The sequence below is a fragment of the Shewanella sp. HL-SH5 genome (genome assembly GCF_051163755.1).
In the GTDB taxonomy this organism is placed as follows: Bacteria; Pseudomonadota; Gammaproteobacteria; order Enterobacterales; family Shewanellaceae; genus Shewanella; species Shewanella glacialimarina.
Genome location: NZ_CP195038.1, coordinates 1,401,600 through 1,416,260 on the forward strand (window position 1 = coordinate 1,401,600; position 14,661 = coordinate 1,416,260).

General features: G+C 42.4%; 13 protein-coding genes. 10 read left to right on the forward strand and 3 right to left on the reverse strand.

The window, feature by feature from the left end; translation table 11 throughout:
- The first annotated feature begins 420 nt into the window (after positions 1–420).
- Positions 421–1,293, forward strand: coding sequence for a 6-carboxytetrahydropterin synthase (locus ACRWQM_RS06050; protein WP_434931573.1), 873 nt, complete (start codon positions 421–423; stop codon positions 1,291–1,293).
- 163 nt (positions 1,294–1,456) lie between these two features.
- Positions 1,457–2,263 carry a M23 family metallopeptidase gene (locus tag ACRWQM_RS06055; RefSeq protein WP_434931985.1) on the forward strand — a complete coding sequence of 269 codons (807 nt, stop codon included), beginning with the start codon at positions 1,457–1,459 and terminating at the stop codon, positions 2,261–2,263.
- 107 nt (positions 2,264–2,370) lie between these two features.
- Here ACRWQM_RS06055 and ACRWQM_RS06060 read toward each other — a convergent pair whose 3' ends face one another.
- The gene (locus tag ACRWQM_RS06060; RefSeq protein ID WP_434931574.1) at positions 2,371–2,970 is read right to left on the reverse strand and encodes a VOC family protein; all 600 of its coding nucleotides are present in this window, start codon (positions 2,968–2,970) and stop codon (positions 2,371–2,373) included.
- 53 nt (positions 2,971–3,023) lie between these two features.
- Entirely contained in the window at positions 3,024–3,527 is a 504-nt protein-coding gene (locus ACRWQM_RS06065) for a L,D-transpeptidase family protein (RefSeq protein ID WP_434931575.1), read from the reverse strand.
- Positions 3,528–3,683: 156 nt separating this feature from the next.
- Between ACRWQM_RS06065 and ACRWQM_RS06070 the strand changes: the two genes are divergently transcribed.
- Complete coding sequence (locus ACRWQM_RS06070) at positions 3,684–4,532, forward strand: ion transporter (RefSeq protein ID WP_434931576.1); 849 nt, start codon at positions 3,684–3,686, stop codon at positions 4,530–4,532.
- A gap of 87 nt (positions 4,533–4,619) precedes the next feature.
- A complete protein-coding gene (locus tag ACRWQM_RS06075) occupies positions 4,620–6,155 on the forward strand; it encodes an MATE family efflux transporter (protein WP_434931577.1) in 1,536 nt (511 codons plus the stop codon).
- A 92-nt stretch (positions 6,156–6,247) separates the two neighbouring features.
- Here the strand turns inward: ACRWQM_RS06075 and pepE are convergent, their stop codons facing one another.
- A complete protein-coding gene (pepE, locus tag ACRWQM_RS06080) occupies positions 6,248–6,958 on the reverse strand; it encodes a dipeptidase PepE (protein ID WP_434931578.1) in 711 nt (236 codons plus the stop codon).
- Positions 6,959–7,227: 269 nt separating this feature from the next.
- On the opposite strand from pepE, the gene htpX reads away from it, so the two are divergent.
- The 6 genes from htpX (at position 7,228) to ACRWQM_RS06110 (ending at position 14,625) form a co-directional block, all read left to right on the forward strand.
- On the forward strand, positions 7,228–8,091 hold the full coding sequence (gene htpX / locus ACRWQM_RS06085) for a protease HtpX (protein ID WP_434926580.1): 864 nt from the start codon (positions 7,228–7,230) through the stop codon (positions 8,089–8,091).
- A 265-nt stretch (positions 8,092–8,356) separates the two neighbouring features.
- Positions 8,357–8,692, forward strand: a complete 336-nt coding sequence (locus ACRWQM_RS06090; protein ID WP_434931579.1) for a cytochrome c3 family protein — start codon at positions 8,357–8,359, stop codon at positions 8,690–8,692.
- A 324-nt stretch (positions 8,693–9,016) separates the two neighbouring features.
- Complete coding sequence (locus tag ACRWQM_RS06095; protein WP_434931580.1) at positions 9,017–11,854, forward strand: molybdopterin oxidoreductase family protein; 2,838 nt, start codon at positions 9,017–9,019, stop codon at positions 11,852–11,854.
- The gene (cobA, locus tag ACRWQM_RS06100) at positions 11,854–12,732 is read left to right on the forward strand and encodes a uroporphyrinogen-III C-methyltransferase (protein WP_434931581.1); all 879 of its coding nucleotides are present in this window, start codon (positions 11,854–11,856) and stop codon (positions 12,730–12,732) included. Before ACRWQM_RS06095 ends, cobA begins: the two co-directional genes overlap by 1 nt.
- Complete coding sequence (locus ACRWQM_RS06105; protein ID WP_434931582.1) at positions 12,725–13,951, forward strand: glycosyl transferase; 1,227 nt, start codon at positions 12,725–12,727, stop codon at positions 13,949–13,951. Before cobA ends, ACRWQM_RS06105 begins: the two co-directional genes overlap by 8 nt.
- Positions 13,939–14,625: an ANTAR domain-containing response regulator gene (locus ACRWQM_RS06110; protein WP_434931583.1), complete on the forward strand. Its 687-nt coding sequence runs from the start codon at positions 13,939–13,941 to the stop codon at positions 14,623–14,625. The genes ACRWQM_RS06105 and ACRWQM_RS06110 overlap by 13 nt, the downstream gene beginning before the upstream one ends.
- Positions 14,626–14,661: the final 36 nt, after the last annotated feature.

Sequence of the window (14,661 nt, forward strand, 5' to 3'; positions counted from 1 at the left end):
AAAGGTGTTTAGTTGTCGGCTTTGCTCAGATTAACGACTTGGATCCCTCTCAACTGGGAGTATATAACTTGCATTTGCGCTATAAAATTGTCAAGGCGAGTGGCTTAAAGGTCTAGATGGTCTTTATCTTGGCTAGTTTGAGGATGGCAATGGGGTTAATGCAAAAAATAAGCTGGTCATTTCTCTTGCAAATATAACCTCGATGTTGCGTGATGCAACTTACCTCACTTTATAAATGAGATGGGTTATAAAATAGAGTTAGATCAACCGCTATTTTCAGCGTTTTTTATCATATTTAATATGTTTACTCGCTCATAGAGTGACTTTTGTTTAGAATGTTTGTCCTCATCGTCCTTTGGCCATTTGCTAATTGGAACTGATTCACACTGAGGTGGACTGTTTTTCTGCCTAGGAGCTTTAATGCAACTGTTTGTAAAAGATTTAACCGTAATAGACTTCTCTTATCTTTGCCCCATTCGCGGTATGGTCGGCGAAAGCTGGATTGTTGATGTGCTGCTTGATGGCGGGCTAGACGAGCAAAATATGGTGCTTGATTTTTCTAAAGTCAAAAAAACCATTAAGAATACCATTGATGATGTTGCCGACCATCGTTTGTTGATCCCAACAGCGTGTAATCAAGTCAGGTGGCAACAACAGGGTGACAGAGTGTGGATGGATTTTGCTAGTCAAAAGGGCGATATTCATTTGGCTTGTCCATCACAAGCATTTGCCCTCATCCCTACAGAAGTCATCGACTTTGAAAGTGTGAACGACTTTTTACAAAAAGCCCTTCGCGAAGCATTACCTGACAATGTGCAAGATATTAGTATTACATTACGTAATGAAGTACTGACGACGCCTTATTATCATTACAGCCATGGTTTACGTAAACATGATGGCAATTGTCAGCGCATTGCACACGGTCATCGCAGCCCCGTAACCGTATTTGAAAATGGCATAGCCGAGCCCAAATGGGACGAGTATTGGGCTGAACGTTGGCATGATGCTTATTTAGGCACAGAAGAAGATATAGTTCCTGTTGCAGATCTGCAATTATCTAAACAAGCCAATGTCAGTGATGATACCCATTATGGTTTTCATTATGTTGCGCCGCAGGGAGATTTCCAGTTAGCCATGCCTAAAAATTGCTGCGATATTATTCCCCATGACACCACAGTAGAGTTACTGGCTGAGTATATGGCAGTAACTTTGGCGGCTAAAGTGCCTGAAAGCCATTTTAAAGTGATTGCCTATGAAGGCATTGGCAAAGGCGCTATCGCGGTCAGAGGATAGGCCTGAACAGCAGTCTGAGTAATAGTCTGAACAAAATAGATAGAAACAAAAAAGTCATTGTCGTTTATTAAATTGCTGTTAGTTATTGTGAGTTATTAGGGGTAACAAGGAATTGAGTCATATTAAATTGTTTGCGGTAGCTTGCAGTGCTTTACTATCGGGTGTGCTTATATCTCCAGCTAGCGCTGAAATTACCTTTCAAGGTCAATTTGAACAGGGCGCATTGGTGCGCGGTACTGTGCCAGTGGGCAGTAGCATTAAGCTTAATGGTGGACCTGTAAAAGTCACCCCCAAAGGGCAATTTGCTATTGGTTTTGACCGCGATGCTAAAGCCGAGCAAATGTTGGAGGTCACCTATCCAACAGGGTTAACTGAGCTTAAGCCTATTAAGGTTACCAGTCGCGAATATAAAATTGATCGTGTGACTGGGATCAGTACCACAATTATGAAGCCTGATCCTGTCGCGCAAAAGCGTGCAGCTGAAGACAGTAAGAAAACCTATGCCGCCCGTGAGACATTTATTGAACAATACGCTTTTATGCAGGATTTTATTTGGCCAGTAACGGGGCGGATTTCAGGGGTATATGGCAGTCAGCGTGTGTATAACGATGTACCAGGTAACCCGCACTTTGGTGTCGATGTCGCTAGACCAACGGGTACAGTCGTCGTATCTCCAGCTGACGGTGTGATTACCTTAGCGGTACCAGACATGTTTTACTCGGGTGGGACATTAATTATTGACCACGGTTATGGTGTTAGTTCGACATTTTTACATTTAAGTAAGTTATATCCAAAGGTTGGTGATAAAGTGACTCAAGGCCAAAAACTGGCTGAAATAGGCGCAACAGGCCGTGTAACTGGGCCACATTTAGACTGGCGTTTGAACTGGTTTCAAATGCGTTTAGATCCTGTGTCTATCGTGCCATCTATGTCGAGTGTGTTAGCTGCGGAAAAAACAGCTAAAAAATAGCGGTTTGATTGCGTAGACTTCAAGAATTAGATTGATATAAAGGAGAACAAAGAGGTTCTCCTTTTTTATCTATATGTATCTAGAAGATCCACTGTACAGAGCGAAGCTTAGTCGCGAGTTAGTTTATCAATAACCGTAAAAGGTGAGTTAGCTTGCTCACTTTCGATAATTTTTTGAATATCATGCGGATGCACTTTGACACAAATGCCATTCGCCTTAAACGCGATGGTAGGATTCGCTAAGCGCTCATTGTCACCTTTAGGCGAGCTCAATTTGACCTTTATCTCGGTTTTTCCGGCAATGACTTCTGCAAGTTGCGGTACATGGGCGATTAACTGGGATGCTAAATCATCACAGGTTTGCGCATTTGACGGGAACACTAACTCTACATGCTCCCAGCCTTCCATTGGATACACTTTATCTGATGGAAAGGGCAGTTCAACACATTCAATCGCTGTCGTTCCCATCAACATTGGTTCAGATAATTTAATAATTAAAATGGGCCGACCATTAATTATATTATTTGAAATGACTTCACCTAGCTGAGCAAATTCATCTGCAAGTGCTTGGGCGGTTTGGCTATTATTGACGCGTAAAGCGGCGTGATCACAAGCTAACGATAGCGAGGCTAAACCAAGCTTGTTGATAAAAGCTTGGGTTTGTAAGCTAAAGTCTGGCCAAGTGTGTTGTAAAACGCTGTAATTCATAAATAATCCAAATTTTTGGCCTGCTTAAATGGCCTGCTTAAATGGCCTGTTGATTATGGCCAAATCTCAATAGGCGTGCCTTCATCAATCATGCGCCACAATTCATCCATTTCTTTGTTGGTGACAGCAATGCAACCGTTAGTCCAATTGTATCTTTGCGCTTCTTCCGGTGACATGGATGAACGAGGGTTTTGACCATGGATCATTATCATACCGCCAGGGCTGATGCCTAACGCTTGCGCACGCAGTTTGTCTTCATCATTGGGATATGAAATGTGAATAGATTTGTAAAACGCGCTGTCAGGTTTTTTATAATCAAGTACGTAACGTCCTTGCGGGGTACGTTGATCGCCTTCTTTTAATTTATGTCCCTGCGGAGCATCTCCCATCGCAATAACATAGGTTTTTAATACTTTACCGTCGCGCATCACTGACATACGAGATTCGGACTTATTGACCACCACTAAATCGATTTTAGCATGTGGCTGAGCTGAAGAAGCACTGGCAAATAAAGGGCAAGCAATACTGAGGGCGAAAAGCCAATAACGCAAGTGCATGATATCTCCGTATAATGAATATTATTATTTTTACAATGCGGGTAAATTAGCCGCTTTTACTCGGCTAATCAGTTAATTGAAATGATTTTAACGTTATCCGTTTGTAAATGGTATGGTTATGTTAGATATCTTTTTCAGGATTTGAGTTAAACGAGTATGAACGAAGCAAACTTAGACGACTCGCCGCTAAAACAGCGTTTACGGACCATCATTTTTGGTACAGATACCCCTGAGGGTAAAGCATTTGATATTGTGCTTTTGATATCGATTGTGGCCAGTATATTGCTGATAAGCTTAGACACAATTGATAGTTTTCATGCCGATTATGGTAATTTTTTTCTGATTGGTGAGTGGATATTTACCATCATATTTACCTTTGAATATGCACTTAGGCTTTATTGCTCGCAAAATCGCTTACTTTACGCTCGCAGTTTTTTTGGCATAGTGGATCTATTGTCCATTCTGCCAAGTTATTTAGCATTGATCTTCCCAGGGGCAAATTTTGCTCTTGCTATTAGGGTATTGAGATTATTTAGGGTATTCAGAGTACTGAAGTTATTACGCTTTCTTGCTGACGGTAATTTATTATTAAAAGCTATGCTTCAGTCAAGCCGAAAGGTGTTTATATTTTTCTTTTCGGTGAGCTTGATAATATTGGTATTAAGCGTCGTTATGTATGTGGTTGAAGGTCCTAATAATGGTTTCAGCTCAATTCCTAAATCTATGTATTGGACCATTGTGACTATCACCACTGTCGGGTACGGTGATATCACCCCACAAACACCACTGGGTCAAGCAATAGCTGCATTAACCATGTTGATAGGTTATTCAATCATAGCCATTCCGACCGGTATTTTAACCGCTGAGATTTCTCAAGAAATGGTCAAGGTACGTGATCTGCGTAAATGCAGTAATTGTGGCAAGGCAGGCCATGATAATGACGCCCAGTTTTGTAATCATTGTGGTAGTGAATTAGAGTCGCTTGCTTCGCTCACTCAGCCATAACGTGTTGCTCTTTTTTATATGCTAAATAATGACGTATAACCCTAATAAAGCCGTATAAGATAATCGGGAACATTTCAAAGGATAAGCATGACCACAGCCAAGTTTGTCGAAGGGCCGATTTTACGACATATATTAGTGATGAGCTCTACTGCCGCAGTGGGGATCTCAGCATTATTTGTCGTTGATTTATTAGATATCTTCTTTTTAAGTTTGCTGGGTGAGCAAGAGCTTGCGGCTGCTGTGGGCTATGCTGGGACTATTTCATTTTTTACTACTTCGATAGGGATTGGATTATCTATTGCTCTGGGTGCTTTGGTTTCAAGATCTATTGGAGCCAAAAACAGTGATCAAGCAAAACGCTTATTTTTAAACTGTGCCGTGGTGACATTCATTATCAGTGTGCTGGTGGCATTGATCGTGATGAGCTTTATTCCTGAGTTACTTGCCCTTGTTGGTGCCAAAGGTTACACCGCTGAACTTGCACAAAGTTATTTATATATATTAGTGCCATCGTTACCGGTAATTTGTCTTGCAATGGCACTGGGCGGCGCACTTCGAGCGGTAGGCGATGCCAAGTTGTCGATGATGTCGACATTAGCGGGTGGCGGTGTTAATGCGGTTCTTGATCCGATTTTTATTTTTGTATTCGCTATGGGGATTGAAGGCGCCGCTGTAGCATCAGTATTTTCGCGCTTTGCCGTATTGTTCATTGCAGGGCATGGGGTTTTAATTAAACATCAGCTGGTAGGCAAGTTTAACTTTGATGAGTTCAAACAGGATTTACCGATTATTTTTGCGATTGCAGGGCCGGCAATGCTAACCAATATCGCCACACCGATAGGCAATGCGGTAGTCACCCGGGCTATTGCTGATTTTGGTGACAGTTATGTCGCTGGTTGGGCTATTTTAGGCCGGTTGATCCCGGTTAGTTTTGGGATGATTTTTGCGCTATCTGGCGCAGTAGGGCCAATTGTAGGACAAAATTTTGGTGCTAATGAATTTGATCGAGTTAAACAAAGTTTGAATAAAGCGATTCAGTTCTGTGTGATTTATGTTGTCAGCGTATCACTCATATTATTCTTACTTCGTCATCACATTGTGAGCGGTTTTGATATGAAAGGCGATGCTGCAGAGCTGATATTGTTCTTCTGTCAGTATATTGCAGTGTTTTTCATTTTTTCGGGAATATTGTTTGTCGCCAATGCTTCTTTCAATAATTTGGGCAAGGCTAAATATTCAACCTTTTTCAATGTGGGTAAAGCCACAATTGGTACCATTCCATTTGTTTACTTTGGTGCGCAGTGGGGCGAGGTTTACGGCGTGTTAATTGGCCAGATTATCGGTTCAATTATTTTTGGTCTTGCGGGTGTGATAGTGGCCTACCGACTAGTGGATAAATTATCTCATACCGCAACGGCTGAATTGTCTGCGCAGGTGTTTACTAAGTCAGAAGACTTACCTTTAAACACCACAACAGTCTCTTCACCATTGTCATCTGCATCTGCTCAAATGGCTCAGTTAGATGATGAACCCTTGTGTAAGCAATTAGGTGAAACAGATGCTAAACCTGAATCTGAACCCACTTCTGCTTCAACAAGTAATGATAAGCTTGATGTAAAGTAATTCAATACCCTGTGGCTAATCCACATCTTGGGTATTGAATTAAATGATTATCAGTACTTACAGTTGTAAAAAGTCACTGTAAGTAAATTATATTAGGATAAGTACTGTGATAAATCTGTGCCAGGTTCAATCGGCACTTCTTGCTGCTCACCCTGGAACAAATAGCCTGGCTTGTTACCCACTAATGTCAGCTTACTATCAGCGAGCTTAAGTGCAGTACCTTCTTGAATAGCAATAATGGGGGTGAGCGGATCCACTTGGGTAAACTCATATAAACGCTGGGCACGCGTTTCACCATTATGGCCCGGTGCTTGATAATTACTGTAATGTGGATTTATTTGAAATGGCACTAGGCCGATAGCGGTAAATGAAGGCGGCTCAATAATCGGCATATCGTTGGTGGTGCGAATTGACAAGCCTGCAATGTTAGAACCAGCGCTCCAGCCCACATAAGGCTTACCTTCACTGACCTGCTGTTTAATCAGGTGAACTAAATCATAACGATATAATTCATTGAGTAATTGGAACGTATTACCGCCACCAATAAAAATACCATCGGCATCTTTTATGGCTTGTTTTGGATCGCCGTATTCATCAATACTACTGATACTGATGGGTAAATCAGCTAAGCCTTGGCGGACTTTTTCCAAATATTCACTGTAGCTTATACCAACACCTGCATAAGGAATAAACAGCCATTTTTGTCCTGCTATACACAATGGTTTTATAAGCTCAACAGCATGCTGTAAATACGGGGTGTCACCCACTCTAGAAGCGCTCAATAATAAAGCATTCACTGACATAAAATATCCTTTTTTTCTTCAATAACCACAGTCGATTATCCCCATATTAACAAAGTTAATCACAGCAAGATAATAGAGATAACTCTCCGGTTTTTGTTTAGCGACATTTAAGTTTCAATTAAGTATCTGTACCTAAAATCTGCGCGTAATAATGTATCTTGGTTGATTAAATCATATTTAATCTTCAATACCTTGAAAATCATTTTACCGGACATATTATGTCTGTAGAATGTATTGATATCGGCAATCTTGCCAACACAGGAGCTAAAATGAAGCGTATCTTTTTGTTAATTGCGACCAACATGGCAATTTTGCTAGTGGCCTCAATTGTAATGTCTATTCTAGGAGTTAACACTTCTACGATGAGTGGATTATTAGTGTTTGCTGCCATTTTCGGTTTTGGTGGCGCCTTTATCAGTTTAGCCATTTCAAAATGGATGGCAAAGAAAACCATGGGTTGTGAAGTGATCACCAATCCACGTGATAATACTGAACGCTGGTTAGTTGAAACCGTTGCTCGTCAAGCTGAGCAAGCAGGTATAAAAATGCCAGAAGTGGCAATTTACCAATCACCTGAAATGAATGCGTTTGCTACTGGCCCAAGTAAGAATAATTCACTGGTTGCGGTAAGCTCAGGCTTACTTTATGGCATGACCCAGGATGAAATTGAAGGCGTTTTAGCCCATGAAGTTAGCCACGTTGCTAACGGTGACATGGTAACGTTAACGCTAATTCAAGGTGTAGTGAACACGTTCGTTATTTTTGCAGCACGCGTCGTTGCGGGTATTATTAATAATGTTGTCTCTAGTAACAGTGAAGAAGGTGAAGGTTTAGGTATGTTTGCCTATATGGCCGTGGTGTTTGTATTAGATATGCTGTTTGGTATCTTAGCTTCAATCATTGTGGCTTACTTCTCTCGTATACGTGAGTTTAGAGCCGATGAAGGTGCTGCACGTTTAGCGGGTAAGAATAAGATGATCGCTGCGCTTGAACGTTTAAAAACGGGCCCAGAAGCCGGTGCAATGCCAGCTCAAATGTCAGCGTTAGGTATTAGCGGTAAGCGTTCTATGGCTGAGTTTATGATGAGCCATCCACCACTAGAAAAACGCATTGCGGCTTTAAAGAACAGCTAATATTGCCGGTAAAATAAACACCACTAAACTGGAGCCTTGTGCTCCAGTTTTTGTTTTATAACTTTTATTATGGATGTATTGATGTAGCGCTCGTTTCAAGTTCAGCTTCAATGCTAAGGTCTTGTTATAACATGATAGTTGCTTAAGTACGGTAGTTCGACTAAATTGGATTTAAGCTAAAAAAATCATCCATATAAAGTCTCAATCATGAATAATGACCTTTATTCAATACCATTGTGGCTAGCGTGGATAAAAAGAGGTTGATATGAAAAATATTTTCTTATGTTCCCTATTCGCTGTTTGTTTTGCTGTGCTCACTTTTTCAATTGGCGCGTCTGCCGCAGAGGAAAACTTAGCTGATTTTCATGCCGGCATGAACGGGTGTGAAAGCTGTCATGTAAATGAAGAACCTTCGGTTGACGGTGGATATGAATTTGAACAATGTCAAAGTTGCCATGGTTCATTAGCTAAAATGAATGATAACCATAAACCGCATGATGGCATGTTGATGTGTGTCGATTGTCATGCGGTACATGAAGTGAATGTAGGTGAACAACCTGCTTGCGAAGCCTGCCACGATGATGGTCGCGTGGCTAAATAGTGCGAAAGCTAATGTGTTGATGATGGTGTTATATCAACACTTTTTGCGACATTTTTTCAATACTATCGATCATTGTCTACTTTGTTTTATCGCCTTCAAATAACCCACCTCGCTAAATCTCTATACCTCTAAAGAGGTATTTTAATTACTTTGTTTTCAATAAGATGCGCAACATTGGTGCGACTTGTTGCACTTTGGCTGCGCAATTTTCGATTACTTTCCTAAGTAAATATATAAAAAACCTTTAATTTCAATCCGGTATAAATTTGGCACGCTAGTTGCGATATTAAATGCAATTATTGTAGCGAGAAGATAGGTGTAGGAATGACGGATATTCAATCAAGTTGTGCATATTGTGGTGTTGGCTGTGGATTAACCATCAGCCAAAATTCAACACACACACTTGGTAAAACCGGCTTAGGGTTGATGTTGCAAGGCGACAATGTTCACCCTGCTAACTTTGGTCAGCTATGCGCTAAAGGTGAACGTTTATTAGACAGTCTGAATCAGCCCCACACATTGCGCTATCCTAAGTTGCGCTCAGGTAAACCACTTGATTGGGATGCAGCTACACAATTAATTGCAGATACATTTCAGCAAACCATTGATCAATATGGTTCAGATTCAGTGGCCTTTTATTTATCAGGTCAGTTGCTTACCGAAGACTACTATGTTGCCAACAAGTTTGTTAAAGGTTTCTTAAAAACCGCTAATGTCGACACTAATTCACGCCTGTGTATGTCTTCAGCAGTGAGTGCAATGCAACGTGCATTTGGTGAAGATGTGGTACCCGGATGTTATCAAGATTTTGAGCATGCAAAAGTTATTGTCTTAATTGGTGCCAATACCGCCTGGACCCATCCGGTTTTATTTCAACGTATTTTAGCAGCAAGAAAAACCAATGGCTGCAAATTGGTCGTAGTCGACCCGTTATCAACCGCAACCGCTAAGCAAGCTGATTTACATTTAGCGATAAACCCAGGGGCAGATTTAGACTTATTTGTTGGCTTGCTGGGCTTTATTGCAGATAACAACACACTAAATCAACGCTATATTCATGCTCACACAGAAGGTGTTGTTGAAGCCATTACCCACGCACAACAGTTCAGTAAAAACCTGCAAACACTTGCCGACTCTGTTGGGGTGGCTTATTCAGACTTAGTACAGTTTTACCAACTTTTTAGTCAGCATGAGCAAGTCGTTACTGCCACCTGCCAGGGTGTTAACCAGTCAGTGAATGGCACCGATATCACTAATGCGATAATTAATTGTCATCTTGCATTAGGCCAAATAGGCCAGGTTGGAGCCGGATTCTTTTCGCTGACCGGACAGCCTAATGCCATGGGCGGGCGAGAAGTAGGTGGTTTGGCTACTCAATTAGCCTGTCATATGGGATTTGCTGATAATGAGCGGGCGTTACTGGCGGACTTTTGGCAATGCGGTACCGTGGCTAAACAAAAAGGCTTAGCGGCTGTCGATATGTTTGATGCGTTAGCCGATGGCAAAATAAAAGCCATATGGATTATGGGCACTAATCCTGTGGTATCGCTGCCTAATAGCGCTAAAATTGCCAAAGCACTAGCCGATTGCCCGTTTGTGGTGGTGTCTGAAGTGAGTCCTGATTCTGACACCGCTAAGCTAGCGGATATATTGCTTCCCGCCCAAGGTTGGTCCGAAAAGTGTGGCACAGTCACTAATAGCGAGCGCACTATTACCCGCCAACGCAGCTTTATCACTGCAAAAGGTCAGGCAAAACCAGATTGGTGGGCGGTGAGCCAAGTGGCGATTAAAATGGGCTTTAACGGCTTTGATTTCGAACATAATGCCAGTGTATTTAGCGAATTTGCATTACTTAGTGCCAAAGTGAAACAAGCTTTTCCAGATAAACACTTTAATCTTGCCGGACTCGCTGGATTAACGAAAACTCAATATGATGATTTAGTGCCAACACAGTGGCCAGTCGCAACCATTGAGCAAATCGGTCAGCGACATCAGCGTGTGTTTTCAAATGGCCAGTTTGCAACTGTCAGCGGTAAAGCACAGTTTATTACGCCTGCGAACGTATCCACTCACTTAGCCAAAGGACAATCAGTGAATGGTGTTGAAAATAGCCACCAAAACTTACCCGCTTTGTTGCTTAATAGTGGCCGCAGTCGAGATCAGTGGCACACCATGACTCGCACAGGCCATATTGCTAGCCTTCGCGCCAGCGTGCCAGAACCTGTGATCCATTTACATCCAAAACAACTGGGTTTATTTAATCTAGTGGAAGGTGGGTTAGCCCGTATTCAAGCTGAACAAAAAACAAAATCAACCTCCCAAGATTTTACAATGGCGCGTGTGGTCGCAGATAAAGACATGCCAGTCGATGTTGCGTCCATGTCTATGCACTGGTCAAAGCAGTTTTCACTGACCCAAGGGATTAATCAAGTCATTGATAGTCGAGTTGATCCCATTTCACTTCAGCCAGGATTTAAATGCCAAGCTGTCACTTTATCGCCGGTTATATTAGCTCTGCAAGGGGTGGTATTTGGCATTCATGACAAAGCGGCCGCAGGTCTTTGTTGGCAAGTGGCTCAAACGTTAACCAATGGTATTTGTCATCATATTGGTTTTGAAAACGAACAAGATGGTTTTGCATATCAAGCCACGCCCTATTCATTAAAGTGGACCTTAACGCGAGTTTGTCAATCTGGGCATCAGCTATTGCACATTCAATGCAATATCCAAAAAGGGCAGTTAATTGCGTTGAAACTGTTATCTGACAAACCGGTGAATGTGGCATTAGAACCTATGGGTGCATTTATTGGTAAAACCTTAAATAGCCAGCTATTAGGCCAACTTCATCAACAGATTAAAGCTGGAAATAGCCCATTAATTTGTGCCTGTACAGGCATGACTGAAGCTGATATCGGCGATGAAATTAATCTGCAGTTTAATCAACAAGTATTTAACCAAGGTGTTACTAACCTTATTTTTGAACAGGCTTTAGATGTGACGCAATCCACATTAGGTTGTGGTCGACAATGTGGCAGTTGCCAAAGTGAAGTTAACCAGTGCGCCTCCGCGCATTGGGCTGAAGCACTTACCTACACAGATGCTTGCAGTGACTCAGATACCGAGTATCAACAAACCAATCCAGTCAAAGAGGATGTTGCCTAATGAATAATGTCGAAGCCATGATTAAAAATACCCATCAGACACTTAGTGCAGAACAAACTCTCAAAGGTGGAGAAGTGGCTATTGTTGGCGCAGGCTGTGGTCAATTAGATTTGATGACAATTAAAGCCGCACGCATGGTGGCACAAGCAGAAGCATTAGTGTTCGATAGCCTAGTCAGTAGCGATATTTTGACCTTAGTGAATGCCCAGTGCCAACGTCATTTTGTCGGTAAACGTTGTGGTCAGTCCAGTACTCAGCAGGATGACATTAATGCTTTATTACTGACCTTAGCTCAACAAGGATTAAAAGTGGTGCGCTTAAAAGGTGGCGACCCACATATATTTGGTCGCGGCGCTGAAGAAGCACTTTATCTCGCTAATCATGGAGTGCGCTCGCAGTTTTTTGCCGGGGTTACCGCTGCTTTGGGCAGTGCTGCCAGCACAGGTATTCCACTGACTTTTCGAGGTGTCGCGCGCAGTGTCACTTTAATTACCGGTACTAAAATGACCGATGCCGATAATGCCAATGCGCCAACACAATGGCAGGCGTTACTCGCGGCGCAATCTACCTTAGTGTTTTATATGGGCAAAGAGCAAGCTGTAGGAATTTCACATGGGTTAATTGACGCCATGTGCGCGGCAAATCTGCCGGTTGCTTTTGTCACTAATGGCGGACGTCCCAATCAATTAGTCACTTATTCAACCGTCGGTAATATGGGGCACGATGCATTAACCATTAAAAATTCAGGGCCAACGCTAATTATTATCGGTGAAGTGGTCAGTGTCGGGTTGCAGTTGTCGCAGTTACTTGCAGACATTGACGATAACACCCAGCATTCATTCCCCCAAAGCGAATCATTTGAGGTGTTATATGCCTAAAATTGGACCGCTTGAACTCACCTCTGTTGAAGACTTTGACTTTCGATTATTGATCAAAGCGCTTGGCAAGGGCGAAAAAGGCTCACGCAGTTTAACGTTTGCCGAAGCCAGTTTGTTAATTCAAGGTTTTGCCAAGGGCAAAGTCACTAAAGCCCAAATGGCCAGTGCAATGATGCTAATGCGGGTGCGAGGCGAAACCGTGGCAGAGGTAGCAGGTGTTGTTGCTGGGCTTAAACACACTATTAATCCTGCTTGGGGGAAATTAAACGTTGATATAGATTGGCCTGTTTATGCCGGAAAACGTGAGCAGTTACCTTGGCTACTGCTGGTGGCAAAGATGTTAGCCCGCAAAGGTATGCGGATTATGTTACACGGTGATAGTCAGGCCTTGCCCCATCGTCGACATGTTGAGTCTTGCATTCAAGCATTAGATATTGCCCTGTGTCAAACGGCAGAAAAAGCACAACAAGCATTGGATGATAGCGGCATAGTCTATGTGCCTGCAGGTGATTTAGCCCCAGTGTTAGATGATTGCCGTTTGTTGCATCAAGAACTCGGCTTAAGAAGCATTATTCAAACCGCATCTCGCTGCATCAACCCTAGCAATGCGCCATTGAGCCTACGCAGTTATTTTCATCCTGGGCTTGATGAATTGCATCAAAAAGTGGCAGAAAAATTATTTACTGAAGATGTCTACCAACAAGGTGTTGTCGGTATTTTTAAAGGCTTACAAGGCGAGACGGAAATAAATCCCCGAGTAACAACTGATGTTCAAGTCGTGAAATACTCTGGGGATAATGTCCAGTTTAGTGCATTTGAGCTACCAACATTGTTGGAGGGCTTTTCTGGTGCAAAAGTAGGCCAGGCAGAACTGCCTAGTGAAATACTTGCGCAGCTTTGGCGCACAGAAAACACCACAGAATTAAGCTATCTACATCTTAATGAGTCCTCATCTTGTCGCACTCAACCAATGACGCCTGCAATGCATGAGCAAGCGTTAAGCAGTGTGCAAGCTACGCTGTGTTTGGTGTTGAGTTTACATGACGTTTTACATGCTAATAGTCTTGTTCTTGCGAATAATATGACTCTGAGTCAGTGCTGGTGGACTGGGCGATTAGTGCCAATAAGCGCATCTGAAACACATATTAATCCGGCCCAATTATCTCAGTCATTAATCACATCTCCGTTAACTGCCAAGGAGAAATCATGCACAGTGTAATTTTATCCGATCCTACCTTCTCTGTGCTTGATACCGCGGCGCAGCGCTTGGCTGATTATCAAACCGTTTTAGCCTCTCTGGGCAAAGTCAGTGTCGTGAATTCAATCAGTGCGGTTGAAAGAATTTCGACACATTTTGATGTTTTACTAGTATTAACTGACACGCTAGAAGGGCTGATTGATGGTTTTATTCAGCGTAGCCTGTTAAACCAACCCACCGCCATTATTGTGAATGTTAATCAGTGGCAACCTCAGCAATTAGAAGGCTTGTTGGCCTGTGGTCGACTCACTTTTGTCCCCGACATTATGGTCGCCAGTCGATTACTGAGCTTAGTTGATTTGGCCAGGGCGCGTTTGAATGCCGCCAATAAAAGTATCGCAGAATTCAAAAAATTAGCTGATGAGATTAAAGGTCTAAAACTCTTGAACCAAGCCAAAATAATTGTAATGCAACAAGGATTTGATGAAGCAAAAGCACACCAAATTATTCAGCAACAAGCAATGCAAAAAGGCGTCAGCGTGGCTCAAATGTCCGCACAAATTATTGCCGTGATGACACCCGGTCAGGCTGCAAAAAATGCAGGAATATCGGTTATGCCAGAAAGCAGTGCGCCTCATTATGGTGCGACTGCGCTTAATATGAACGTAGCAAGCAGAAATGTGAGTAATAGCTAGGTTGTAGGTTATTGTTTTAAAAGTAGTAAATGTTTT

Coding starts and splice junctions, on each gene's coding strand:
- ACRWQM_RS06050 (WP_434931573.1), top strand. CDS start 421: ATGCAACTGTTTGTAAAAGATTTAACCGTAATAGACTTCTCTTATCTT.
- ACRWQM_RS06060 (WP_434931574.1), bottom strand. CDS start 2,970: ATGAATTACAGCGTTTTACAACACACTTGGCCAGACTTTAGCTTACAA.
- ACRWQM_RS06065 (WP_434931575.1), bottom strand. CDS start 3,527: ATGCACTTGCGTTATTGGCTTTTCGCCCTCAGTATTGCTTGCCCTTTA.
- ACRWQM_RS06070 (WP_434931576.1), top strand. CDS start 3,684: ATGAACGAAGCAAACTTAGACGACTCGCCGCTAAAACAGCGTTTACGG.
- ACRWQM_RS06075 (WP_434931577.1), top strand. CDS start 4,620: ATGACCACAGCCAAGTTTGTCGAAGGGCCGATTTTACGACATATATTA.
- pepE (WP_434931578.1), bottom strand. CDS start 6,958: ATGTCAGTGAATGCTTTATTATTGAGCGCTTCTAGAGTGGGTGACACC.
- htpX (WP_434926580.1), top strand. CDS start 7,228: ATGAAGCGTATCTTTTTGTTAATTGCGACCAACATGGCAATTTTGCTA.
- ACRWQM_RS06090 (WP_434931579.1), top strand. CDS start 8,357: ATGAAAAATATTTTCTTATGTTCCCTATTCGCTGTTTGTTTTGCTGTG.
- ACRWQM_RS06095 (WP_434931580.1), top strand. CDS start 9,017: ATGACGGATATTCAATCAAGTTGTGCATATTGTGGTGTTGGCTGTGGA.
- cobA (WP_434931581.1), top strand. CDS start 11,854: ATGAATAATGTCGAAGCCATGATTAAAAATACCCATCAGACACTTAGT.
- ACRWQM_RS06105 (WP_434931582.1), top strand. CDS start 12,725: ATGCCTAAAATTGGACCGCTTGAACTCACCTCTGTTGAAGACTTTGAC.
- ACRWQM_RS06110 (WP_434931583.1), top strand. CDS start 13,939: ATGCACAGTGTAATTTTATCCGATCCTACCTTCTCTGTGCTTGATACC.